Below are 22,830 nucleotides of genomic sequence, written 5' to 3'. Positions count from 1 at the left end.
TTTTTTGCCCGCATGTCACATTCAGCGTTGCTTGCTCGTCATGTCTTTCGAACCACCAAATTAAACCCGAAAGGAACGAGACCATGACTGCTACGCTGAACCCATTCAATGTTGCTCCTGCCCTGATGAAGTCCTGGATGAACACCTCGCAGGCCGTCGCCTCCAGTCTGGAAGGAAGCCTCATCGAACTGGTCAAAATCCGCTCGTCGCAGATCAATGCCTGCGCAAACTGCATCAACATGCATACGATTGAGGCTCGTTCGCTGGGTGAAACAGAACAGCGCATTTATTTGCTCTCGGCCTGGCAGGAAGCGCCGTGCTATTCTGACCGCGAGCGCGCTGCGCTTGGCTGGGTGGACGCGCTGACACGCCTTTCGCAGGGGCACGATCTCGCCGAAGCGCGCAAGGCCTTGCAGGCGCAGTTTACGGAGGGGGAACAGGTGAATCTCACGCTGATGATCAACATTATCAATGGTTGGAACCGTATGGCCGTTGGCTTCGGCCTCTGGTTTGATCCGGCGGCTGCTAAAGCCACCGCCCAGAAGGCCGCCGCCGAGGCGGTCGCCTGATGGCGGGCGAGCAGGCTCATGACGACGCAGCGGAGATTTTCGATCCGCTGCGTCCGAAACTGATCCGCGTTGCCTATCGCATGCTCGGCTCGGTGGCCGATGCGGAGGATATGGTGCAGGAGGCGTTCATCCGCTGGATGAACGCCGACCGCAGCGAAGTGCGCGAGCCGGAAGCCTTTATGCGGCGCACGGTGACGCGGCTTTGTCTCGACCGGCTTAAATCCGGCCAGCGGCAGCGCGAAACCTATCTCGGCCCGTGGATTCCAGACCCGGTGATCGAGGAGGAAGAGGAAGACGACGATGTCACCTTGCCGCTGATGCTGGCGCTGGAACGGCTTTCACCGCTGGAACGCGCCGCCTTTCTGCTGCACGATGTCTTCGGCCTCGACTTCGATGAAATCTCGAAAACAATCCAGCGCGATGCGGCGGCCTGCCGACAACTCGCGGCCCGCGCGCGCAAACATGTTCGCGAGGAACGCCCGCGATTTCAGGTCGACAAGCAACGCGGTCTTGAACTGGCGCAGGCTTTCTTCACGGCTTCACGCAGCGGCGATATGAACGCGCTTGGCACCATGCTCGCCGCCGATGTGCATATGCATGCGGATGGCGGCGGAAAACGCCCGGCCTTCCCGAAGCCGATTTTCGGATTTACCGATGTGATGGAAATTCACGTGAAGCTTGCCGGCTATTTCAGCGCCAACGGTTCGAAGCTTTTGCGCACCACCTTTATCAATGGTCTGCCGGGCTTCATCTCGCTTGAATCGGATGGCCAGATCCAGACCACCGCGCTCGATATCGAAGACGGAAAGATTGCGGCGATCTATGTCGTCCGCAATCCCGACAAGTTACAGCACCTGCATTGAAGTGCTTTGCCGCTAGCCGATCAGGTAGCGGCAAAGACCGGCAGCGCTGATGCCGATGATCACGGTCGGCAGCATGGAAAAGCGCGTGGCGGCAAGAATGGTGATCGCCAGCGCCAGAAGATCGGCGGGCTTGTCGGAGACAAAATCCGGCGCGATGACTGATATCAGCACGCAGCCGGGTGCGGCTTCCATCACAGCCGTGGCCCGTTTGCTGAGCGTGCGATTGCGCAGCAGCACATAACCGCCGATGCGGGTGAGATAGGTGACGCTGGCCATCAAAACGATGGTAAGAACGGCTAAGGGATCGATCATTCTTCACCTGCCAGAAGATAGGCGGCAACGAGGCCGGACAGTGCGCCAGCGGCGACATACCATGCGCCGGGAATGGTGAGATAGGTAACGGCGGCGACGACAAGGCTGACCAGCCACGGGCGCGCTGCGGCAAAGCCCTTCCACATGCCTGCCAGCAGCACCAGAAACACTGCCGGAAATGCCATGTCGAAACCGTAGGGGCGCAAATCGCCCATCATCGGGCCAAAGGCCGCGCCGAGCGTGGTGAAAAGCACCCACGCGATGTAGAACGGGATGGCGACGCCCGCATAAAATTTAAGACTCAGCGCCGGATTGACACCCTTCGCCTGACGGCGCTTCGCATCGGCGAGGCCGAGCGCCCAGCTTTCATCGCACATCAGAAACAGGCTGGCGAAAGCCTTGCGCTTCGGCAGATGCCGGATGAAGGGTGCAAGCGCTGCGCCCATCAGCAGATGGCGGCTGTTGACCAGAAGCGTGATCGCGGCGATGAGCAGGACGTGCGGCGGCGAGGTCCAGAGCTGGATGGCTGCAAATTCCGAACCGCCTGCGAAATTCAGGCCAGTCATCAACGGCACTTCAACGACGCTGAGACCCTTCTGTGCAGCCTGCGCGCCCAGAACCAGAGCATAGGGAATAATGCCAAGCAAAACCGGCAGTCCGGCGGCTGCACCCCGCCAGAATTCAGATCTGCGTCCGGATTTGCTTTGTTGAGGCGCATAGGCCTGCGAAATATCCATAAAATTCCCGTTGGCGGGCCTCGCGGCTGCCCCTTGTCTGTTACTCCAGAGCGGTTCCCGTTTTTACGGAACCGCTCTGTCCATTTTTTCACGCATTATCCGACGCAAAACCGCTTCGCACTTTTGCTGGAAATGCTTGAGCATTTTTGCCTGAGAGCGAACGGCAATATAGCCAATGTCTTGAGCAATCGGGTTGCAAAGATTGGTCAATTGCAGCAATATTTGGCAGTTAATGCCAACAATATGGGCATAAATGGAATTGGTGGCCAATGAAATTCGGTCAGGTCAATGCGCTTCGCGAAGCGGCGGCGTGATTGCCCGAGCGGGGTTATCCGATCAGGTAACGACCAACACCGGCGGCTCCAATGCCGATCAGCACAGTCGGCAGCATCGAAAACCGCGCGGCGGCAAGAACGGTGATCGCCAGCGCTACCAGATCGGCAGGCTTTTCGGAGACGAAATCAGGTGCGATGACGGATATCAGCACGCAGCCAGGCGCGGCTTCCATCACAGCCGTGGCCCGTTTGCTGAGCGTGCGATTGCGCAGCAGCATATAGCCGCCGATGCGAGTCAAATAGGTGACGCCAGCCATCGCAACGATGGTGAGCACGACCAAGGGGTCAATCATTTCTCACCTGTTAAAAGATAGGCGGCAACGAGACCGGAAACCGCGCCAGCGGCGACGTACCATCCGCCGGGAATAGCGAGATAGGCAAGGGCGGCGACGACGAGGCTGGCCAGCCACGGAAGCGCTGCGGCAAAGCCCTTCCACATGCCTGCCAGCAACACCAGAAAGACTGCCGGAAACGCCATGTCGAAACCGTAAGGGTGCAAATCGCCCATCATCGGGCCAAAGGCAGCGCCAACTGTGGCGGATGATATCCACGCCACATAGAACGGTATGGCGACGCCCGCGTAGAATTTGAGGCTCAGTGCGGGGTGGATGTTCTTCGAATGGCGATGTTTCGCATCGGCCAGACCGACCGCCCAGCTTTCATCACACATGAGAAAAAGGCTGATAAGAGCCTTGCGGTTGGGCAGGTGGCGAATAAAGGGCGCAAGGGCTGCACCCATCAGCAGATGGCGGCTGTTGACCAGAAATGTGATCGCCGCAATGAGCAGGATATGCGGCGGTGACGTCCAGAGCCGGACAGCTGCGAACTCAGATCCGCCCGCGAAATTAAGTCCCGTCATCAACATAACTGCCGACAGGCTGAGGCCTTTCTGGACGGATTGCGCACCCAGAACCATGGCAAAGGGAATAGCACCGAGCAGAACCGGCAGCACGGCGAGCGCGCCGCGACGGAACTCTGAACTCCGATCTGGACTACTGCCGAATCTGCCTTTTTGAGATGCATAGATCGGTGAAGTATCCATAAAAAATCCCGCTGGCGGCCTCGCGGCCACCTCTTATCAGATGGGCTCCAGTTCAAACGACGTTGCTGGAACCCTTGTTCTCTGTGCTTTTGCTAGGCGCGCGGCAGACAAGATGCCTCGCGCCTTTACTGAAAATCTGCGCGCTTCAGCGCGTTTGCATGGAAGCATTCGGTAATGTGATCAATATCTTGAGCAATTGGCGTGTAGCGCCTAGTGTATGGCATTAATGTTTGGCAGAAAATGCCAATAGTGTGGGCACAATTGAAATCGGTGGCCAATGAAACTCGACGAGATCGACAAGCGGATTCTGCGGGTGCTGCAACGCGACGGGCGCATCGCCAATAATGATCTGGCGCGCGAGGTTGGGCTGTCGCCGTCGCCCTGTCTCAGGCGTGTGAAACTTCTGGAAGAAGCGGGCGTAATCGACCGCTATGTCGCGGTGCTTAATCCGGCCAAGATCGGTAAGGGGCTCACCTTCTTCACCCGCATCCGGCTGGACAGGCAGGACGAGGAGACGCTTCAGGAGTTTGCACGCGAAATATCGAAGCTACCGCAGGTGCTCGAATGCTATTTCATGCTGGGCGATTACGATGCGATGATCCGCGTTGTGGCGGCTGATATTGAAGAATACCGACGGTTTCAGTCGGAATATCTGAGCCGGATCAAGGGGGTGCAGAACCTCAAGACAGATGTGCCCAGCCAGACGGTCAAGCAGACCTCGGCAATGCCGCTTTAGAACACTTCGCGCGCGGCGAAACTGACGGGCTGAAGGCCGCTCGCATTAATCCTGATTAAGCCTCGCAGCTTTGGGTTCTCCGGAAAACCACCAAAAACCTGCGCCTTTAGCGGTAGGCTCTACGCCTGTTTGCCGAGGATTTCCGCCGTTTTGCCGGAATATTCAGCGGGGAATGATCAGCTAAGATCAGAGTCGTAGTCTTGGGGCAAAGCGATCGAAACGACGAATTTCCACGCAATGGCGAGCGTCGTTTCGGGTTTTCAATCTGCGCATCGTGCTTTGCAAAACTCCACACTGGTTTTCAGGCCGATGTTCAACCGCATTTCCGGCAAAAGCGCGCGGCGCTTCATGCTGACGATGCGTCGTGACAGACAAATGGAGCGGAGGGATTTATGTCGACAGAACAACAAAACAGGCATTCACCGCGCAACCGGGCGCGACGCCATTTTCTGGGCGTGGCGGGAGCTGCCGCTGCAAGGGCCGCCGCGATTGGCGCTCTCGCGTCGTCGCTCACAACGCCAGCCCGCGCCTTGGGAACCAAATGGTGGGAGGATGGAGGCAGCGACGGCGGTAGCGGCGGCACCAATTGCCTGCTGAAAGGGACACTGGTTGAAACCATGAGCGGACCGGTTGCCGTGGAAAACCTCGCCATTGGCGACCTTATCGTAACCGCCGATTGCAAGGTCGTGCCGGTGAAATGGGTTGGCTGGCAACGCTACCGAAAGGGCGGTGCCGAATGGGGTGAAGACGTGATGCCGATCCGCATCGCTAGCCATGCGCTCGACCGCATGACACCGCGTCGCGATCTTTATCTATCACCCAATCATGCGCTTTTCATCGACGGCGTTTTGATCCGCGCCAAGGATCTGGTGAATGGACGATCGATTACCCGTGTGGCGATGGATCAATCCATCGATTACTACAATGTTCTCCTCGACAGCCATGAGGCGATATTTGCCGAAGGGGCTGCGGTTGAAACCTATCTGCAGCTTGGCGACAGCTATAAGAGCTTCATGAATTTTGCCGAGTATCAGCAGCTCTATGCAGACGAGCCAAACATTGTCATGCAGCCCTTCGCGCCGATCATGGGTTACGAGGGCGGACGTGAACATATGCGCGCTTTGTTGTGTCTCAGCGGCATGTTGCCGATGCGTGATGTGGTGGAAGAGACCTATCAGCGTCTGGCGTTGAGGGCCGGAGAGCGCGCTGCTTAGGGCGCTTTAACGCATATCTTTCCCGAAATCGTTTCACACTTTTCGGGATGTGCTCTTAGGGGAGCGGCCTGCAAGAATGCAGGTCGAAGAAAGGCGAGGCGCCCAATGGCGCCTCGCCTCTATAATTTTGAGTGCTGGTTTCTCTAAAACAGTGTCAATTTTCTGTGGACGCGTATGTTGCTATTTTGTTCTTGATCGTAAAAGTTGTATAGTTAGTATACGGCGCTGATTCGGGATTTATTTTATGAAGAAACGGTATGAAGATTGGCGAAAGTTAAGCATAATCTCCCATAAAGTTGAAAAAAAAGAAATAATTATGAGAAATTTTCCGATTGTTCTGCAAATAGAAGATAACTTTATAATTTATGGTCGTGAAAATGGACAGGTGGACCCTTCTGTTGAAGGCGATTTGGCTGAGCTGTCTATCGCGTTGTTTGGGGTGAATATTGAAAATACACTTTTCCGTTTTCCAGATAGGTACTGGAAATTATCAGAAGACAGTATGGATTTTTGGGATATCGACAAGCAGTATGAAGTCCATGAAAGTCGGTTTCAAACCGCTAATGCGTCAGAGGATGAAACGGTCGAAATTCTTCTGAAACTAGGTCTGGATTTTCGAGACGCAAACGGCTGGCCACTACGGTGCACGAGATATCTCTGCCGACAAGCTGAAGCTGCAGCCAAAGGCATTATGGGTACGCTGCCCGACACAAATCTTCTTGCACTTCAGGTCTGGGAGAGTGCTTTGGAACGCTCGGCTAAGCAATTTATAAAACTTAAAAAGAAATCCTAATCTTATACGCGATCCATCAGCGCGTACCATGACAGCGCAAGGAAGAGGAGCGGCGCGCGGAATGTGCGTCCGCCGGGGAAGGCTGGAATACGCAGTTCTTCAAACAGTTTGAGCTTCTCACGCTTACCGGAAATGCTGTCCGCATAAAGCTTGCCCATGAAATTCGCCAGCATCACGCCATGGCCGGAATAGCCGCCTGCCGAAATGACGCCTGGCATGACTTCGCGGACAAAAGGCTGGCGCGGCATGGTTATGCCGACCGAGCCGCCCCAGGCATGGGTGATCTCGACATTGGCAAGTGCGGGATAGATTTCCGCAATCTGGCGGCGGATATGCGTGCTGATCTCACGCGGATTGTCTGCCGTATAGGCTTCGCGCCCGCCAAACAGCAGGCGTCCGTCTTTCGTGCGCCGGAAGTAGCGGACCACAAAGCGGGAATCGTCGATCGACTCGCCGCCCGGTATGACCGGGCTGTCGTTGCCGAGCGGCACTGTCGCGCCGATGAAAGAGCGGATCGGCATGACATGCGATGCGCTGGTCGGCTCCAGCGTGCCGCCATAGGCATTGACGGCGATGAAGGCGTTTTTCGCGACAATCGTGCCGCGTGTTGTCGCGACTTCCACGCACCCGCTGGTCGTGGTTATCCCGGTTGCTCTGGTATTCTCATAGAGCTTCGCGCCAGCCGCCTTTGCCACCTTGGCGGTGCCGATGAGCAGCTTCAGCGGGTGTATGTGGCCGGTTCCGTCATCATAGACACCGCCGTGATAGCGGCTGGACCCCAGCAAGGCTGCCGTTTCATCGCGTCCGATGAAACGCAAATGCGGATAGTTGAAGCGGCTTTGCATCAGTTCCGCGTGGCGCTCATATTGCTTGAGATAACGCGGCTTGTGCACGACGGAGATTTGCCCGGGCACATAGTCCATGTCGATCTGGTGCTCGCGCGCGAAGGCCAGCAGATAGGCTTTCGCCTCTTCGGCAACGTCGAACAAAGCCTTGGCGCGCTCAAAGCCATATTCGGCTTCAAGCTCTTCTGCCCATGTGCGCTGGCCGGTGCCGAACTGGCCGCCATTGCGTCCCGATGCGCCGTCGCCGAAACGTTCGGCTTCGATCAGAACCACATCCGCGCCCTGTTTCGCCAGATGGTAGGCAGCGGAAAGCCCGGTATACCCGCCGCCGATGATGACGACATCGGCCTGCCGCGAACCGTCAAGCTCTGAATATTCAGGCCGCTCCGGCACACTCGCTTCATACCACGAGAGGCCGGGGGAGATTGGGGACTGGTAGGGCATCGGCGATTCCGCGTGCTTTAAGGGAGTAAGGGAATAAGGGAGTAGGGGAGTATGTTAGCCGTCCGATAGTTTGCGAATGAGAAGTCTAAGCAATTTTCCAATACTTTCACTCTTCGCCATAATTGGATCGATGGTATCTTGTTTGATAAATCCCAATCTCTCAGCAATCAGTATGTGGGTTTCCACTTCTTTCAACGAACCTTGCGCAATGCGCAAAAACTGCTGATAAGCGCCACGTGTATCCCGCCCGTAACCTTCCGCTATATTCGCCGGAACTGATACTGCAGCGCGACGCACCTGACTTGTCAGTCCATAGATCTCTTCTTTCGGCCATATCTCCGTAGATTTATAGACTGCCGTTACCAACTCCATTGCTTGCTGCCATGCAAGAATATCGCGATATGAATTGATTGTCATATATATGCCCCCGCATATTTTACTCCCCTACTCCCCTACTCCCCTACTCCCCTACTCCCCTAACCTACACATTCAGCAGCAGGAACTCGCGTTCCCATGGGCTAATGACTTCCATGAAGGTTTCGAACTCGGCGCGCTTGATGGCCGCATAGGTCGTGACGAAGGAGCTGCCGATCAGATTGCGCAGTTCGTCGTCCTTTTCGAACAATTCCACAGCATCGATCAGGCCGCGGGGCAGTTCAACTTCCTTGGTGTTGACGCTTGTCGTTGCAGGTTGTTCCGCCTCGATCTTGTTGACGAGACCGATCAGGCCGCAGGCCAGCGAAGCCGCCAGCGCCAGATAAGGATTGGCGTCGGAGGAGGGGATGCGGTTTTCCACGCGGCGCGCATTGGGGTCGGAGCGCGGCACGCGGAAGGCGGTGGTACGGTTGTCGTAGCCCCATTTGACGTTCACCGGCGCGGAGGCATCCGGCGTCAGGCGACGATAGGAATTCACATAGGGCGCAAACATCACCAGAGCATTCGGCACATGGCGCTGCATGCCGCCGATAAAGTGGCGGAAAGCCTCGCTTTCGCTGCCGTCTTCATTGGTGAAAATATTGCGGCCCGTCTTCTTGTCGATGATCGACTGGTGGATATGCATCGCCGAACCCGGCTGACCCTGAATGGGCTTGGCCATGAAGGTGGCATACATGTCGTGTTTGAGCGCCGCCTCGCGGATCGTGCGCTTGAACAGGAAAACCTGATCGGCCAGTTCGACAGGATCGCCATGGCGCAGGTTGATTTCCAGCTGACCGGCGCCTTCTTCGTGGATCAGCGTGTCGATCTCCAGACCCTGACCTTCGGAGAAGTGGTAGATATCGTCAATGAGTTCGTCAAATTCGTTGACGCCCGCAATCGAATAGCCTTGTCCACCGCCGATGGCGCGGCCCGAGCGGCCGACCGGCGGAGTCAGCGGATAATCCGGGTCGGGGTTCTTGCGTACCAGATAGAATTCGATTTCGGGCGCCACGACCGGCTTCAGGCCGCGCTTGTTGTAAGCTGCAACGACATTGCGCAGCACGTTGCGCGGGGTGAATTCAACGGCGCGCCCGTCCTGATAGACCAGATCGCAGATGACCTGTGCCGTCGGATCGCTTTCCCACGGAACCGCCGACAGGGTGGAAAGGTCGGGCAGAAGTCTCAAATCGCCATCATCTTCCGGATAGTGGAAGCCGTAGCCGTCTTCGGGATAATCGCCGGAAATCGTCGTCATGAAGACAGCGGACGGCAGCGCCAGCGATGTATTGGACGTGAATTTCTTGGACGGCATCATCTTGCCGCGCGCAACCCCCGCTTGATCGGGGGTGATGCATTCGATGTCTTCGATATCCCGCCAGGCTAGCCATTCGGTTGCCTGCTTCCAGTTCTTCACCCCGCGCAGGGATTTGACATAGGCAGGCGTACGGCGACGCGGCGCACGCGTAACCTTCTTTTCCGTCGTATCAGCAGACATCCATCACCAGAAAATGATTTCGATATGTGCATGATAGCTGCGTCGGCTGTGGTTGACAAATGGGGGCAGCAGGCTTTTTTGGATATCGGAAAACTGCCGCTATTTGGGCAACAGGGCTCTGCTTTTTAAAGGCCGAACCGTGCTTTCACATTGCGAAAATGGGCTTTAAGCTCGTCAGCGAGAAGGCTGTCCAGTTCCCGAACATGGCTGAGCGCCTGCAAGCCGACCTGCTTGATCTGCTCCATCGTCAGGCCGCTCGCCTTCAGCGCCGCGAGACCTTTCAACAAGGCGCCGATTCTCTCGCCCGCCAAATTGCTGGCGGCATTGGCAACCCAGCTCAGCAAGCCGCCCTCGACGTTTTTGGCCATGACGTCATTGGCGTTAGCCAGTTCTTCAGCGCCCGGAATTTTGGCGAACAGGCGTGCGCCAAGATCTGGTCTTTCGTGCTGAACGACGGAAAACATGATCCCTGCAACGCGTTCGGCGACCGCAGGGTCGATGCCGGTCTTCGAAGCGACACTATCAATGAAAGACTGAACCGACATTTTATCCTGCGCGATGATGGCTGTGTTGAACGCACAAGATGATAGGGATCGGTGCAGCATTCTACGGGCAGAAAATACAGGATCGTGATGGTCTTCCTGCTCGCTATTGGCTGGCAGAAGGGTGTATAGCCTGTTTATTCCCGCTTTATTTGCGGATCGCTTTGCTTCCGGACTGAAATACTATGATTGTTCGCCCGCGCCCGCCCTTGTGGCAACTCTTCTTTATCGTCAAAGGCTCCATTGTGGTGCGCATACTGCCGCAGATATGCGCAGTGTTTTTGCTGTCGATGCTGGTCGTGGCGGGGCATCATGCTTTTCCGGGTTGGGTGCCAGCATTCAATAACGGTACGCCTTTCGCCTTGCTGGGCATTGCGCTGTCGATCTTTCTCGGCTTTCGCAATAATGCTTGTTACGACCGCTGGTGGGAAGCGCGCAAAATCTGGGGCAAGCTGGTCTATACGACGCGCAATCTCGCACGCCAGACGATGTTTCTGGATGTCGTGCCGGGTGCAGAAGGCGCGCGCGCCAGATTGCTGCATTACGCCATAGGGTTTTCTCAGGCGATGGTTGTCCATCTTCGTCCGGGTAACAGTACCGCAAAGCGGGACAAATGGCTGTCAGCGGATGAACATGCCGCCATGGCCGCGAGCCGCAACGGGCCTGACTTCATCCTGCGCAAGCTCGGTGGTGTGCTGGCCGGTCTGCGGGCAAAAGGCGATATCCAGCCGATCGATTTCCAGACCCTCGACAATTCGGTCAGTGCGCTGGCGGAGATACAGGCGGCATGCGAGCGGTTGCGCTTCACGCCTGTGCCCTTCGGCTATACGCTGCTTTTGCACCGCACGGCTTATCTGTTCTGTTTCTTCATTCCGTTCGGCTTTGCCGACATGCTGGGCTGGGGCACACCTTTTGCGACGACGCTGGTGGCTTATACTTTCTTCGGCCTCGATGCGCTGGGCGATGAACTGGAAGAGCCCTTCGGTGTCTTGCCAAATGATCTGCCGATAGAGTCAATTGCCGATACGATTGAAATCAACCTGCGGGAAGCCCTGGGGGAGGCCAATTTGCCGGGCCTCCCGCAGCCTGTCGATTATCTGCTGATGTGAAAAGCTTGGACTGATGCCCAAGCTCGATTTATATTCTTATCAGAATGGGCAGTATTCCCAGATTAATACTTTGACGCAAACAATGCTCTTGACAGGAGCGTCTGCGGAGACATGGCTTTGGTCAATCGGAAAGGAATTTGCATAAGATTGCCCAGCAGTTGCAGCCATTGTTGCAAGTGCAAGAGTGGTATATACTAAATACTTCTTCATAATATAAATCCTAGTATTAATTTTCAAAGTAAATATGCATCGATGCATTTACAGATAAGCACGATAATATTCGATTTATATAGTCCAATATCGAATTATTTTTTTGTAAGATATTTTATATTCATTAGAATCTATTAAAATTGGTGCGTCTTTCCAGAAAAATACGCTGGCAATCGCAAGCGGGCTTGGCACGGATTTCAGCATCGTGCAGCACAACCAGTGAATCTAATGAAATACATCTGCGGGAGGCTGTCGTGGGAAATACAAGCGCCGCCCGCAGTCGGAGGCTTGTGCATTGTGGGAAGTCGAGTGACTGATTTGGTTCAGCCTTGTTTCGTCATCGCAGCAAAATGCGTGGAGCGCATAGTTCCCGATCAGTGATGCAGATTGGAAGTTTCAAATCGACGGTGTCTGGAGCAGATGCTTGCCGCATCCCCGCTTGGCCCGCAGCAGCGTTTTGAACAACAGAAAATTCTGAGCCGAATGCTAAGGGTATGAGCACTATTGTAAGAAATACGAGCAGGGCGTTCAAATGGCTATCCTTGAGTTTTGTTCGGTGTGTTTGGATGCTCCACAAGCTGCTGAAACAGAAAAGCCCCATCCAAGGGGCTTTCCCGGTCGTTGAGGCTTATGATTTCCAGCATTCGGGGTCGAAGAAGCCCTTCTTGTAAATGCACTCGATGTCATCGACGATGCCTCGCGTCGCCTGATCTTGATATGCTTTTGTTGCAGCTTCTTTGGCCATTGAATGATTGGGGATTGTAATAATCGCGCTCGATATAATATAAATAAATAGAATATTATTCTTCATTGTTTTCTCCGTTTCATGTTTTGTACATTTATATTAAAAGCATGAATTAAATCGTACTTCGATATACAATTCTGTATTAAATTTATATTCACAATTATTGCAATTTTGGAAAATTCAACGATTTCTGAAACGGATGTTTTGTGCAAAAAAATCCCCGGCTGAAGGGGCAGCCGGGGCACGGAGTGAAGACGAAGAAGGCATAGAGGGAAGGTGGTCAAAGCCTTTTGAAAGCAATGACCGGGATGGGTTTTCTGCCGTCGCCACCGGCAAGATGAATAAGCATGGTGGCGACGGCAATTGTCAGGATCGTCATCATTTGTCGTGGGTGACGATAACGGGGATCAGGAGATCACCCCAGTTGCCGTCTCCACCATGATGACGGGCGGAGCGGACCAGTTCTACCGAAACGCCTGCCTCGACCGCCTTCATGACGGTGTAGTTGAGGCGATGCAGATCGTTGGCGAGCATGCGGATAACGGTCTGCTGATCCGTGGACATGCTTGACGATTGTTCTTCTGCTCTTTCCTTGACGCGTGCTGGCGAATTCATGGAACTGTTCCTCCTGTTTGATTGCTGACTGCTACTCGGCAGCCGGTCTGAACTGTGCTGTTTCAGTCGATTCCTTCATGGCGGTGGTCGAAGACTGGCCGCCGGTGATTGCGAGCGATACGGCATCGAAATAGCCGGTGCCGACTTCGCGCTGATGCTTGGTCGCGGTGTAGCCATTGGCTTCGGCTGCAAATTCCGCCTGTTGCAGTTCGGAATAGGCCGCCATCTGCCGGTCCTTGTAGCCGCGTGCCAGTTCGAACATGCCGAAGTTGAGCTGGTGGAAACCGGCCAGCGTGATGAACTGGAACTTGTAGCCCATCGCGCCCAGCTCACGCTGGAACTTGGCAATCGTGGCGTCGTCGAGGTTCTTCTTCCAGTTGAACGACGGCGAGCAGTTATAGGCGAGCTTCTTGCCCGGATGCGCCTTGTGCACGGCTTCCGCGAAGCGGCGAGCCTGTTCGAGATCGGGCTTGGATGTTTCCATCCAGATCAGATCGCAATAAGGCGCATAGGCAATTGCACGGGCGATACATGGCTCGATGCCGTTCTTCACCTGATAGAAGCCTTCCGCCGTGCGGCCCGCATCGTAATCAACGAAGGGCCGATCGCGCTCGTCGATATCCGAGGTCAGAAGCTTGGCAGCTTCCGCATCCGTGCGGGCGATGACCAGCGTGGCCGTTCCCATCACGTCTGCCGCAAGGCGCGCCGCGTTGAGGTTGCGGATATGCGCTGCTGTCGGGATCAGAACCTTGCCGCCAAGATGGCCGCACTTCTTTTCCGAAGCGAGCTGGTCTTCATAATGCACGCCAGCCGCACCGGCCTCGATGAAGGCTTTCATGATTTCAAAGGCGTTCAGCGGACCGCCGAAGCCTGCTTCAGCATCGGCAACGATCGGGGCAAACCAGGTGTCGACCGAAAGTCCCTTGCCTTCAGCGGTTTCGATCTGGTCGGCGCGCTGCAAGGTCTTGTTGATGCGCTTGGCCAGTTCGGGGGCCGCATTGGCCGGATAAAGCGACTGGTCCGGATACATGGCCGATGCCGTGTTGGCATCTGCTGCAACCTGCCAGCCGGAGAGGTAGATCGCCTTCAAACCGGCGCGAACCATCTGCATGGCTTGATTGCCGGAAAGTGCGCCCAACGCGTTGACGAAATCTTCCTCGTGGATCAGCTTCCAGAGGCGGTTCGCGCCCATTTCAGCCAGCGAATACTTGATCTCCACCGAACCGCGCAGCCTCTTTACATCTTCGGCCGTATGCGCACGTTCGATACCGTCGAAACGACCCTTGGGCGCCGAAGGAATAAGGCTGTAAAAATCTGTCATTTCGGTGTCTCCTCACACTTGTCACTGGTTCTCGAAGAGCGGTTCGTCGCCGCTCTTTCTGTGACTGAATTTACATTCACATTGAGTGGTGAGCCAGAAAAAGCAGCAAAAGTGCTCAAAAATTGAAGTTAAGCTGTCGGGTATTTGACGGGAGCGCTCTGTAAATTTGTAAAGATTGTCAAAATCTAGTTTTGCGGCTATTTTGTCATGAATTGTAAAACTCGCCATTGCGGGTTTGGGAGGACGGAGTTGAGCGAACGCAAGATTTTTGCCGGGCCGCGCATCAGGCGCATTCGCAACGAGCGGTCCCTGACGCAGACGGCCATGGCCGAAGCGCTTGGCATTTCGCCGTCCTATCTCAATCTGATCGAGCGCAACCAGCGGCCCTTGACGGTGCAGCTGTTGTTGCGGCTCGCCAGTGTTTACAAGCTTGATCTGGATAGTTTGCAGGCCGAAAGCGGCGCGACGATCACCGGATTGAAGGAAGTATTTTCCGATCCGCTTTTGACCGGCGAATTGCCGGGCGATCAGGAGCTGGTGGAAATCGGCGAAGCCGCGCCCAACGCCGCAGTTGGCATCATCAAGCTCTACCGGGCCTATCGTGAGCAGCAGCAGCGCCTGTCTGACCTGTCGCAATTGCTGTCGCATGAGGGAAGTGCGGCGCAGCTTTCCGCCACACGCCTGCCGCTGGATGAAGTGCGCGATGTCATGGCGCGACGTCCCAATCACTATCCACGTATCGAAGAAGAGGCGGAGAGCTTTTTCGCGCTGTTGAAACCGGATGGCGATCTGTCGGCAGCCTTGAAAGAATGGCTGCGGCGCGAGCATGGTATCACGGTGCGCACATTGCCGGTCGCGACCATGCCCAACTGGCGCAGGCGCTATGATCGCCATTCGCAACGCCTGTTCATTTCGGAACGTCTGTCGCCTTTTGATCAGTTGCAGGAGATCGCCATGGAAGCGGCGCTCATCCGTATGCAGGTGGTGATCGGCGCGGAGACGGAAGGGCTGAAACTATCGTCCGGTGAAGCAAAGCGCATCGCCCGGTTCGAGCTGGCGCGCTATGCTGCTCAGGCGCTGATGATGCCCTATCGCCAGTTTCGTGATGCCGCGGTGCGGATGCACTATGATGTCGATGCATTGCGCTCGCGGTTCGGCGTCTCGTTCCAGCAGGCGGCCAGCCGTCTCACCACCTTGCAGCGGCAGGGGGCGAGTGCTCTGCCGTTCTTTGTGATGGAAATCGACCATGCCGGTAACCGGTTGCGCGTTGCAGGCGCCGAGGGTTTTCCGACGCGGTTTGGCGGGCAGTGCCCGAAGCTGCCGGTCTATGCGGCTTTCGCGCAGGCGGGTCAGGTGCTGGTCGAACCAACGGAACTGCCGGATGGCACCGCATTTCTCACCATCGCGCGCACTTTGGAGGGGCCACAAGGCGCATTCAACGAGCGTCCGCGCCGCACCGCGATCCTGTTGGGGTGTGCGCTGGAAGCGGGGGAGGAAACCGTTTACGGCGCAGCGATCGCAAAGGCGGGCAATACCGAGATTGGTCCCGCTTGTCGTCTATGCGAGCGGCAAGGCTGTGTCACCCGCGCCGAGCCGCCTTTGACCCGCCCTCTGGGGCTGGACGAGATGGTGGCGGGGCTATCGGCCTTCGATTTCCAGTAGAGGTGCGATATTTCGGCTCAGCACAGCCAAAATCTCATCATCCCTAGCAGCGTTCAGGTTGCAATTTTTTATGTTCGTGATGGCCGCAGGCGGTTGACGAAACCGGTGCAATCTAAAAAAGTGCAATCAAGGAATAGTATATCCAACCTGTACCTGCACCGGAAATGAGCGTGTAGAATGGAGCAAATAATGGGGATCAAATCCTTCCTTCTGGCCACCACCGTCGTGACGAGCGTTGTTGCCGCCGCCACATTCTCCGCCAGCGCACAGGAGCGGGTGGTCAATATCTACAACTGGTCGGATTACATCGACGACTCCATCCTGAAGGATTTCACCAAGGAAACCGGCATCAAGGTCGTCTATGACGTCTATGATTCCAACGAAATCCTCGAAACCAAGCTTCTGGCCGGCGGCAGCGGCTATGATCTCGTTGTTCCGTCGGGCGAATTCCTCGGTCGCCAGATTCCAGCTGGCGTGTTCCTGAAGCTCGACAAGGACAAGCTGCCGAACCTCAAGAACATGTGGGACGAGATTTCAAGCCGCGCCGCAACCTACGATCCGGGCAACGAATACTCGGTCAATTATATGTGGGGCACGACGGGCATTGGCTATAACAAGGCCAAGATCAAGGAAGCGCTCGGCACCGACACCATCGATTCGTGGGACGTGCTGTTCGACCCGGAAAAGTCGGCCAAGCTGAAGGATTGCGGCATCTATCTTCTGGATTCCGCCAGCGAAATGCTGCGTCCGGCTTTGAACTATCTCGGCCTTGATCCGAATTCTCCGTCGCCGGATGATTTGCAGAAGGCGCAGGATCTCTATCTCAAGATCCGCCCGAATATTCGCAAGTTCCACTCGTCGGAATATATCAATGCACTGGCCAATGGCGATATCTGCATGGCCATCGGCTATTCGGGTGACATTTTCCAGGCACGTGATCGCGCCGAGAAGGCCAAGCAGGGCGTCGAGATCGGCTATTCGATCCCGAAGGAAGGCGCTTTGATGTGGTTTGACCAGATGGCAATTCCGGCTGATGCCAAGCACGTGCCGGAAGCGCTGGAATTCATGAATTATATCATGCGTCCGGAAGTGGCGGCCAAGGCTTCGGATTATGTGTTCTATGCCAATGGCAACAAGGCTTCGCAGGAATTCATCAACAAGGACATCCTTGATGATCCGGCGATCTACCCGACCGCAGACGTCATGAAGAAGCTGTTCGTGCCGACGCCTTATGACACCAAGACCCAGCGCGTGGTGACCCGTGCCTGGACCAAGATCGTCACAGGCCAGTAATAATCGAACGCTAGAGCATTTCCAGCAAAAGTGCGTAGCGGTTTTGCGTCGGATAATGCGAAAAACAAATAGATAGAGCGGTTCTACGATTCCGTTTTAATTGGAACCGCTCTATGCCGGGGTATGACCCGCATATGACATTGTGAAGAGCGGCTCACTGTTGGACAGAGGGCCGCTCTACGTCTTGTAAATGCTGCATAATCATCGAAAGCAGTCTCGTTTTGAGGTGGCTTTTGGTTCCGGGTAGATCGGATAGGGGAACGGTATGGAATCTTTTGGCAGCTTTCGCCGCAAATTTGCGCCTTGGAATGACGCGGCGGCCAAGCCCTACATTTCTTTCGAGAATGTGACGAAAATCTTCGGCGATTTCACCGCTGTCGATGATCTGTCGCTGAATGTTTTCAACCGCGAGTTCTTTGCGCTGCTCGGTGCGTCCGGCTGTGGCAAGACCACGCTGATGCGCATGCTGGCAGGCTTCGAGGAGCCGACATCGGGCCGTATCACGCTGGACGGTCAGGATATGCGCGGCATCCCGCCCTATAAACGCCCGGTCAACATGATGTTCCAGTCCTATGCGCTGTTTCCCCATATGACGGTTGAGAGCAATATCGCCTTCGGCCTCAAGCAGGACGGTATGGCGAAATCGGAAATCGATGCGCGCGTCGCTGAAATGCTCAAGCTCGTGAAGCTGGAGCAATATGGCAAGCGCAAGCCGCATCAGCTGTCTGGCGGCCAGCGTCAGCGCGTGGCGCTTGCCCGCTCTGTCGCCAAGCGCCCCAAGGTGCTGCTGCTGGATGAGCCGCTTGGCGCGCTCGACAAGAAGTTGCGCGAAGAAACCCAGTTCGAACTGATGGATTTGCAGGTCAAGCTTGGCATGACCTTCATGGTCGTTACCCACGATCAGGAAGAAGCCATGACCATGTCCGACCGTATCGCGGTCATGGACAAGGGCCGCATCAAGCAGGTGGCGACACCAGCCGAAGTCTATGAAGCGCCGCGCTCCAAATTCGTGGCCGACTTCATCGGCAATGTGAATATCATCGAAGGCGAAGTGGTGAAGTCCGCCAATGGCGAGGCGGAAATCGCCACCGAAAAATTCGGCTTCCACATCCAGACCGAAACGCGCGAACAGCTCAGTCCGGGCCAGAAGGTCTGGTATGCAGTGCGCCCGGAAAAGACCCGCATTTCGCGCACCAAGCCGGAAGAAGCGTCAGTCAACGCGGTGGAAGGCGAGTTGTGGGATATCGCCTATTTCGGCGATATGACGGTTTTCCACGTGCGCCTCGACAATGGCCGGACCATCAAGGCTGCCAGCCTCAACGCGGTGCGCAAGACCGAAAATCCGCTGACCTATGACGAGCGCGTCTGGGTTTCCTTCGATACCGACGCCGGTCTGGTGCTCACAGCGTGAGGATTGCCCCATGCAGAAGCTGATTGCTTCCATCGCCAGCCGCCTCGTCATCGCGATACCCTATTTCTGGCTGCTGGTATTCTTCCTCGTCCCGTTCTTCATCGTCTTCAAGATTTCCCTGTCGGAAGTCGCGATGGCGATCCCGGCCTATATGCCGACATTCGATCTGGCTCAGGGCCTTGCGTCCAACTGGGAGAAGATCAAGCAGCTTTCATTCGCCAATTATCTATGGCTGCTGGATGATCCGCTTTACTACAAGGCCTATCTGTCGAGCGTCCGTATTGCGGCCATTTCGACATTCCTGACGCTGCTGGTGGCCTATCCGATGGCTTATGGCATTGCGCGCGCGCCGACGACAATCCGCCCAACGCTGCTGATGCTGGTGATCCTGCCGTTCTGGACCTCGTTCCTGATCCGCGTCTATGCGTGGATCGGTATTCTGAAGCCGGAAGGGCTGCTGAACCAGTTTCTGATGTGGCTCAATGTCATCGATACGCCGCTCAACATTCTGAATACGGATACGGCGGTCTTCATCGGTATCGTCTATTCCTATCTGCCTTTCATGGTGCTGCCGATCTATTCGTCGCTTGAAAAGATGGATTATTCGCTGATCGAAGCGGCGCAGGATCTGGGCTGCACGCCGTTTGCCGCATTCTGGAAAATCACGTTTCCGCTGTCACTGGCCGGTGTTCTGGCAGGCTGCTTCCTGGTCTTCATTCCGGCTGTCGGTGAATTCGTGATCCCCGATCTTCTTGGTGGATCGCAGACATTGATGATCGGCAAGACGATCTGGAGCGAGTTCTTCTCCAACCGCGACTGGCCGGTATCGTCCGCTGTTGCGGTGGTGCTGCTGATCCTGCTGATCGTGCCGATTGTGATCTTCCAGCAGGTGCAGGCACGCGCGCAGGAAAAGGGGAAATAAGCGATGAACAACAACTGGTCCCGTTTCAATATCGCATCGGTGGTTGTCGGCTTCGCCTTCCTCTATTTACCCATCGTGTTGCTGGTCATCTATTCATTCAATGAATCCCGGTTGGTGACGGTCTGGGCGGGGTTCTCGACCAAATGGTATGTTGAGTTGTTCCGCAATCAGGCGCTGATGGATGCGGCGTGGGTGACGATCCGTGTCGCCTTCCTGTCGGCTACGATTGCAACCGTGCTGGGCACGCTCGCGGCGCTGGCGCTGACGCGCTATACCCGCTTTCGCGGTCGCATCCTGTTTTCAGGTATGGTCTACGCACCGCTGGTCATGCCGGATGTGATCACCGGTCTGTCGCTGCTGCTGCTTTTCGTGGCGATGAATTTCGACCGTGGTTTCTGGACGGTCACGCTGGCGCATATCACATTCGCAATGTGTTTCGTGGCGGTCGTGGTGCAGTCGCGTCTGGTCAGCTTTGATCGCTCGCTGGAGGAAGCAGCGATGGATCTCGGCGCGCCGCCGGTCACCACCTTCATGAAGATCACACTGCCGGTGATCCTGCCTGCGGTGGTTTCCGGCTGGATGCTGGCCTTTACCCTGTCGCTCGACGATCTGGTGATTGCAAGCTTCACCTCCGGACCGGGCGCCACCACGCTGCCGATGAAAATCTACAGTCAGGTGCGCCTTGGCGTGACGCCGGAAATCAATGCGGTCTGCACGATACTGATTGCGCTGGTAACCACAGGTGTCATCATCGCATCTATCGTCAACAAGCGCCGCGAAGTGCAGCGCCGTCGCGATGAGCAGGCAGCATTCCGTATGGGTTAGAGCGGTTCCGGTTAAAACGGAATCTTGGAACCGCTCTATCTATTTGTTTTGACGCATTATCCTACGCAAAACCGCTTCGCACTTTTGCTGGAAATGCTTGGCTTTGATTGGGGCTTTACTGCCCCAATCCGGTTGTCGATGGCGAGATGAAGGGGCGATCCCAGGAGCCGCCAACGAAGAAATGCAATGGCGGCTTGGCGGGTGTTGCATTCTCGGCGGGCGCGGGCGCTGGCTGGCCTTCCGCTTCGGCCTGCGGCTGCTGTTCCGGTGTTTCAGGCTGGCTGTTGGGGAAGATGACTTCTCCGCTCAGCGCAAGACTGCGATCCACGAAAGGCACGATGCCAGCGAGATTGAGCGTCCCGTCCGAAGTGTCGAGGCGGGCGCTTTCCAGCGATGCCACGCCGTCGGAAAGATTGGCTTTGAGGTCAAGCCGGTTGAAAGCCAGCGCAACATTGTCTTTCCGCTCCAGTGCGAAGAACCGCTCGCTCTGCGCCTTGGTCAGAAAATCCTGAACGGCAAAGCCTTGCATCTGGCCGTTGTTCAGTTGCACCGACACATTGCCCTGTGCGCTGGAAAGCAGGCCGGACCAGCGATTGACCGGTCCTTTCATGAATAGCGAGACATTGCCTTTGCCGCTGATAAACGGCTTGTCGAAACCAAGCGCCGTCAGGAACTGCGTGCTTTCGATGTCGCTGGCGTTGAAACGCAGCTCACCCGTGGCGCTCTTGAGATCGCGCACGATCTGTACATTGGCCTGTAAGGTGCCGTTGAACCCCTTGGCGTCGCCAATATCGAAAATCGCGCGACCGCCGCGAATCTGGATCGCGGCTGCAACGCCCGTCAGCGTGACGGGGCCTGCCGTGGCGTTCTGGGCGGAAAGACGAAGGTCAAACTCCGAACGGTCGAAGAAGCTCGTGTCGATGGCGTCCGTATTGCCGCGATCATTGGGCGCGCGTGCGGTGGTGTCCGGCAGGGGCACAAAAGCTGCGAACAGGCTGCGAAGGTCCAGCTTGTCGAAGGCAAGCGTGCCGGTGACGGCCGGCTGGTCCTGCTCGAGGCCGATTTCAATCACGCCCTTGGCAGGACTGTCGCCAGCGTTCATCTCCACATCGGCAAATTTCCAGCGTTTCGGCGTGGCGGTGATGGTGGAATCGAGCGAAAACGCACCAACCTGTGAGCTGCCAGCGATAGGTGGCAGGCTCAGCCAGCGCACCGCACCGCTCAAAGACGGCGTCTTGGCGCTCAGATCACCTTCGAAGAAGCGGTCTTCCGAAATATTTGCCTTGCCCTGAAAGGTCAGGCTCAGCGGATTGGCGGTAAAGCTCGCCGTCACATCCGAGGTGCCGCCGGCCAGAAGCGGCAGCGCCTGTGCCGCGGTGATGCTGAACTGCGAGGCTTCATTGCGCCATTTACCGCTGCCGCGCAGCGTCGCCGCGCTCGACGTCTGGGGCCATTCCAGCGTCATGTTCACATTGGTTAGCTGTTCATCCTTGGCGGGGTCGCCGCCGTTCCCACCGCCATTTTCAGGGCGTGGAAATGAAACCGTTCCATCGCGGACCACCACACGACCAAAAGGCTGCGATGCCTGTTCGGCTGCCTGCGTGTTGTTGTTCGTGCCGCGCTGCTGCAAGGCGCGCTGTGCACGGATCGCGGTGCCGAGACGGCCGTTGGAATTGGCAATGGCGTCGAGCAGCGCAGGGAAATTGGAAACCGGTCCGTCGAGATTGACATGCGGGCGCACGATCTGCGTTTCCGAGAAGGAAATATGCCCCATGATCGCATCAAGCGGCGACAGTTCAACGTCGATGCGGGCCGCACTCATGAAGGGCTTCTGGCCCTGTTCGGTCATCTTGCTCAAGGTGACGCCGTTCAGCGAGGCGCGCAGCACGGGGAAGACTTTCAGGCGAGGGGCTTCACGCAGCTCGACGCTATAGCCGGTCCAGGCGCTGATTTCCTGCGCCACGCGCACGCGGATTGCATCGGTCGAGACGATGAAAGGCACCACGGCCAGCAAGGTCGCTGCAGCCGCGGCACAAAGAATGACGAGCGCGATGACAAGGCGTGCGAACTTAGGCCAGCGCATCAACCATCCGATCCCTAATCCCTCTTAATCCGGTTTAAACGAGCAGCACCACAAAGCAAAGCCGCCTTCGCAGATTCGGTTTAGAACGGTTCTTCCTTTAATGGAATCGCTGAAATTGCTTTCGCGTCGTTCCTGACGCAAAACCGTGTCACAATTTTGCTGGCAACGCTCTATGGTTAATCAATTACTGTCTGAAATTTAACCCTGATTTTACAGTCGCTACGAATGTGTAAATTCTGAACGACGAAATTAAGGTCGCATTAACTGGCGTCGTGTGAAAAAGCGTTAAC

Annotated in this window: 24 protein-coding genes; 11 read left to right on the top strand and 13 right to left on the bottom strand. The window is 56.1% G+C overall.

The genetic code is table 11. The features are described from left to right. Positions 1 to 83: 83 nt before the first annotated feature. Together QBD01_RS13435 and QBD01_RS13430 are read left to right on the top strand one after the other, a co-directional pair. Positions 84 to 569, top strand: coding sequence for a carboxymuconolactone decarboxylase family protein (locus tag QBD01_RS13435; protein WP_280993211.1), 486 nt, complete (start codon positions 84 to 86; stop codon positions 567 to 569). After that, the gene (locus QBD01_RS13430) at positions 569 to 1,432 is read left to right on the top strand and encodes a sigma-70 family RNA polymerase sigma factor (protein WP_280993210.1); all 864 of its coding nucleotides are present in this window, start codon (positions 569 to 571) and stop codon (positions 1,430 to 1,432) included. The genes QBD01_RS13435 and QBD01_RS13430 overlap by 1 nt, the downstream gene beginning before the upstream one ends. Positions 1,433 to 1,444: 12 nt before the next feature. On the opposite strand, the gene QBD01_RS13425 is transcribed toward QBD01_RS13430, so the two are convergent. The 5 genes from QBD01_RS13425 to QBD01_RS13405 all read right to left on the bottom strand — a co-directional run bounded on the left by QBD01_RS13425 (position 1,445) and on the right by QBD01_RS13405 (position 3,858). Then, a complete protein-coding gene (locus tag QBD01_RS13425) occupies positions 1,445 to 1,744 on the bottom strand; it encodes an AzlD family protein (RefSeq protein WP_078339808.1) in 300 nt (99 codons plus the stop codon). Further along, positions 1,741 to 2,481 (bottom strand): AzlC family ABC transporter permease, encoded by a 741-nt coding sequence (locus tag QBD01_RS13420; RefSeq protein WP_280993209.1) that lies wholly within the window; start codon positions 2,479 to 2,481, stop codon positions 1,741 to 1,743. Before QBD01_RS13420 ends, QBD01_RS13425 begins: the two co-directional genes overlap by 4 nt. 63 nt (positions 2,482 to 2,544) lie before the next feature. Continuing rightward, complete coding sequence (locus QBD01_RS13415) at positions 2,545 to 2,751, bottom strand: hypothetical protein (RefSeq protein ID WP_280993208.1); 207 nt, start codon at positions 2,749 to 2,751, stop codon at positions 2,545 to 2,547. A 58-nt stretch (positions 2,752 to 2,809) separates the two neighbouring features. Then, positions 2,810 to 3,109 (bottom strand): AzlD family protein, encoded by a 300-nt coding sequence (locus QBD01_RS13410; RefSeq protein WP_280993207.1) that lies wholly within the window; start codon positions 3,107 to 3,109, stop codon positions 2,810 to 2,812. After that, positions 3,106 to 3,858 (bottom strand): AzlC family ABC transporter permease, encoded by a 753-nt coding sequence (locus QBD01_RS13405; protein ID WP_280993206.1) that lies wholly within the window; start codon positions 3,856 to 3,858, stop codon positions 3,106 to 3,108. Before QBD01_RS13405 ends, QBD01_RS13410 begins: the two co-directional genes overlap by 4 nt. A 277-nt stretch (positions 3,859 to 4,135) precedes the next feature. Between QBD01_RS13405 and QBD01_RS13400 the strand changes: the two genes are divergently transcribed. From QBD01_RS13400 to QBD01_RS13390, 3 genes are all read left to right on the top strand, one after another. After that, positions 4,136 to 4,594 (top strand): Lrp/AsnC family transcriptional regulator, encoded by a 459-nt coding sequence (locus QBD01_RS13400; protein ID WP_280993205.1) that lies wholly within the window; start codon positions 4,136 to 4,138, stop codon positions 4,592 to 4,594. 392 nt (positions 4,595 to 4,986) lie between these two features. Then, positions 4,987 to 5,808, top strand: a complete 822-nt coding sequence (locus QBD01_RS13395) for a Hint domain-containing protein (RefSeq protein ID WP_280993204.1) — start codon at positions 4,987 to 4,989, stop codon at positions 5,806 to 5,808. A gap of 244 nt (positions 5,809 to 6,052) precedes the next feature. Beyond that, complete coding sequence (locus QBD01_RS13390) at positions 6,053 to 6,601, top strand: hypothetical protein (RefSeq protein WP_280993203.1); 549 nt, start codon at positions 6,053 to 6,055, stop codon at positions 6,599 to 6,601. A gap of 2 nt (positions 6,602 to 6,603) precedes the next feature. Here the strand turns inward: QBD01_RS13390 and QBD01_RS13385 are convergent, their stop codons facing one another. The 4 genes from QBD01_RS13385 to QBD01_RS13370 all read right to left on the bottom strand — a co-directional run bounded on the left by QBD01_RS13385 (position 6,604) and on the right by QBD01_RS13370 (position 10,347). Beyond that, positions 6,604 to 7,890 carry an FAD-binding oxidoreductase gene (locus QBD01_RS13385; RefSeq protein WP_280993202.1) on the bottom strand — a complete coding sequence of 429 codons (1,287 nt, stop codon included), beginning with the start codon at positions 7,888 to 7,890 and terminating at the stop codon, positions 6,604 to 6,606. A gap of 54 nt (positions 7,891 to 7,944) precedes the next feature. After that, a complete protein-coding gene (locus QBD01_RS13380; RefSeq protein WP_151591800.1) occupies positions 7,945 to 8,307 on the bottom strand; it encodes a four helix bundle protein in 363 nt (120 codons plus the stop codon). A gap of 64 nt (positions 8,308 to 8,371) precedes the next feature. After that, positions 8,372 to 9,802: a glutamine synthetase family protein gene (locus QBD01_RS13375; RefSeq protein ID WP_280993201.1), complete on the bottom strand. Its 1,431-nt coding sequence runs from the start codon at positions 9,800 to 9,802 to the stop codon at positions 8,372 to 8,374. Between the two features lie 125 nt (positions 9,803 to 9,927). Further along, positions 9,928 to 10,347 (bottom strand): DUF2267 domain-containing protein, encoded by a 420-nt coding sequence (locus QBD01_RS13370; protein WP_280993200.1) that lies wholly within the window; start codon positions 10,345 to 10,347, stop codon positions 9,928 to 9,930. Between the two features lie 182 nt (positions 10,348 to 10,529). Here QBD01_RS13370 and QBD01_RS13365 point away from each other — a divergent pair, with 182 nt between their 5' ends. Further along, positions 10,530 to 11,453: a bestrophin family protein gene (locus QBD01_RS13365; RefSeq protein ID WP_280993199.1), complete on the top strand. Its 924-nt coding sequence runs from the start codon at positions 10,530 to 10,532 to the stop codon at positions 11,451 to 11,453. A gap of 838 nt (positions 11,454 to 12,291) precedes the next feature. Here QBD01_RS13365 and QBD01_RS13360 read toward each other — a convergent pair. The 3 genes from QBD01_RS13360 to aceA all read right to left on the bottom strand — a co-directional run bounded on the left by QBD01_RS13360 (position 12,292) and on the right by aceA (position 14,344). Beyond that, positions 12,292 to 12,474: a hypothetical protein gene (locus QBD01_RS13360; RefSeq protein ID WP_280993198.1), complete on the bottom strand. Its 183-nt coding sequence runs from the start codon at positions 12,472 to 12,474 to the stop codon at positions 12,292 to 12,294. A 312-nt stretch (positions 12,475 to 12,786) separates the two neighbouring features. Further along, positions 12,787 to 13,023 (bottom strand): hypothetical protein, encoded by a 237-nt coding sequence (locus QBD01_RS13355; protein WP_078339793.1) that lies wholly within the window; start codon positions 13,021 to 13,023, stop codon positions 12,787 to 12,789. Between the two features lie 31 nt (positions 13,024 to 13,054). After that, positions 13,055 to 14,344: an isocitrate lyase gene (aceA, locus tag QBD01_RS13350; RefSeq protein WP_140023954.1), complete on the bottom strand. Its 1,290-nt coding sequence runs from the start codon at positions 14,342 to 14,344 to the stop codon at positions 13,055 to 13,057. 249 nt (positions 14,345 to 14,593) lie between these two features. On the opposite strand from aceA, the gene QBD01_RS13345 reads away from it, so the two are divergent. From QBD01_RS13345 to QBD01_RS13325, 5 genes are all read left to right on the top strand, one after another. Further along, entirely contained in the window at positions 14,594 to 16,006 is a 1,413-nt protein-coding gene (locus QBD01_RS13345) for a short-chain fatty acyl-CoA regulator family protein (RefSeq protein WP_280993197.1), read from the top strand. A 189-nt stretch (positions 16,007 to 16,195) separates the two neighbouring features. Further along, entirely contained in the window at positions 16,196 to 17,299 is a 1,104-nt protein-coding gene (locus QBD01_RS13340) for a polyamine ABC transporter substrate-binding protein (RefSeq protein ID WP_280993196.1), read from the top strand. 265 nt (positions 17,300 to 17,564) lie between these two features. Next, positions 17,565 to 18,710, top strand: coding sequence for an ABC transporter ATP-binding protein (locus tag QBD01_RS13335; protein WP_280993195.1), 1,146 nt, complete (start codon positions 17,565 to 17,567; stop codon positions 18,708 to 18,710). A 10-nt stretch (positions 18,711 to 18,720) separates the two neighbouring features. Next, positions 18,721 to 19,632 (top strand): ABC transporter permease subunit, encoded by a 912-nt coding sequence (locus tag QBD01_RS13330; protein ID WP_280993194.1) that lies wholly within the window; start codon positions 18,721 to 18,723, stop codon positions 19,630 to 19,632. Positions 19,633 to 19,635: 3 nt separating this feature from the next. Next, positions 19,636 to 20,457, top strand: a complete 822-nt coding sequence (locus QBD01_RS13325) for an ABC transporter permease (protein WP_078339788.1) — start codon at positions 19,636 to 19,638, stop codon at positions 20,455 to 20,457. 115 nt (positions 20,458 to 20,572) lie between these two features. Here the strand turns inward: QBD01_RS13325 and QBD01_RS13320 are convergent, their stop codons facing one another. Continuing rightward, on the bottom strand, positions 20,573 to 22,540 hold the full coding sequence (locus QBD01_RS13320; protein ID WP_280993193.1) for an AsmA family protein: 1,968 nt from the start codon (positions 22,538 to 22,540) through the stop codon (positions 20,573 to 20,575). Positions 22,541 to 22,830 lie beyond the last annotated feature (290 nt).

This window comes from Ochrobactrum sp. 19YEA23 (assembly GCF_029909865.1).
Classification (GTDB): Bacteria; Pseudomonadota; Alphaproteobacteria; order Rhizobiales; family Rhizobiaceae; genus Brucella; species Brucella gambitense.
Note: the sequence above shows the minus strand (reverse complement) of the source record. Positions and strands in the feature narration are given on the sequence as shown.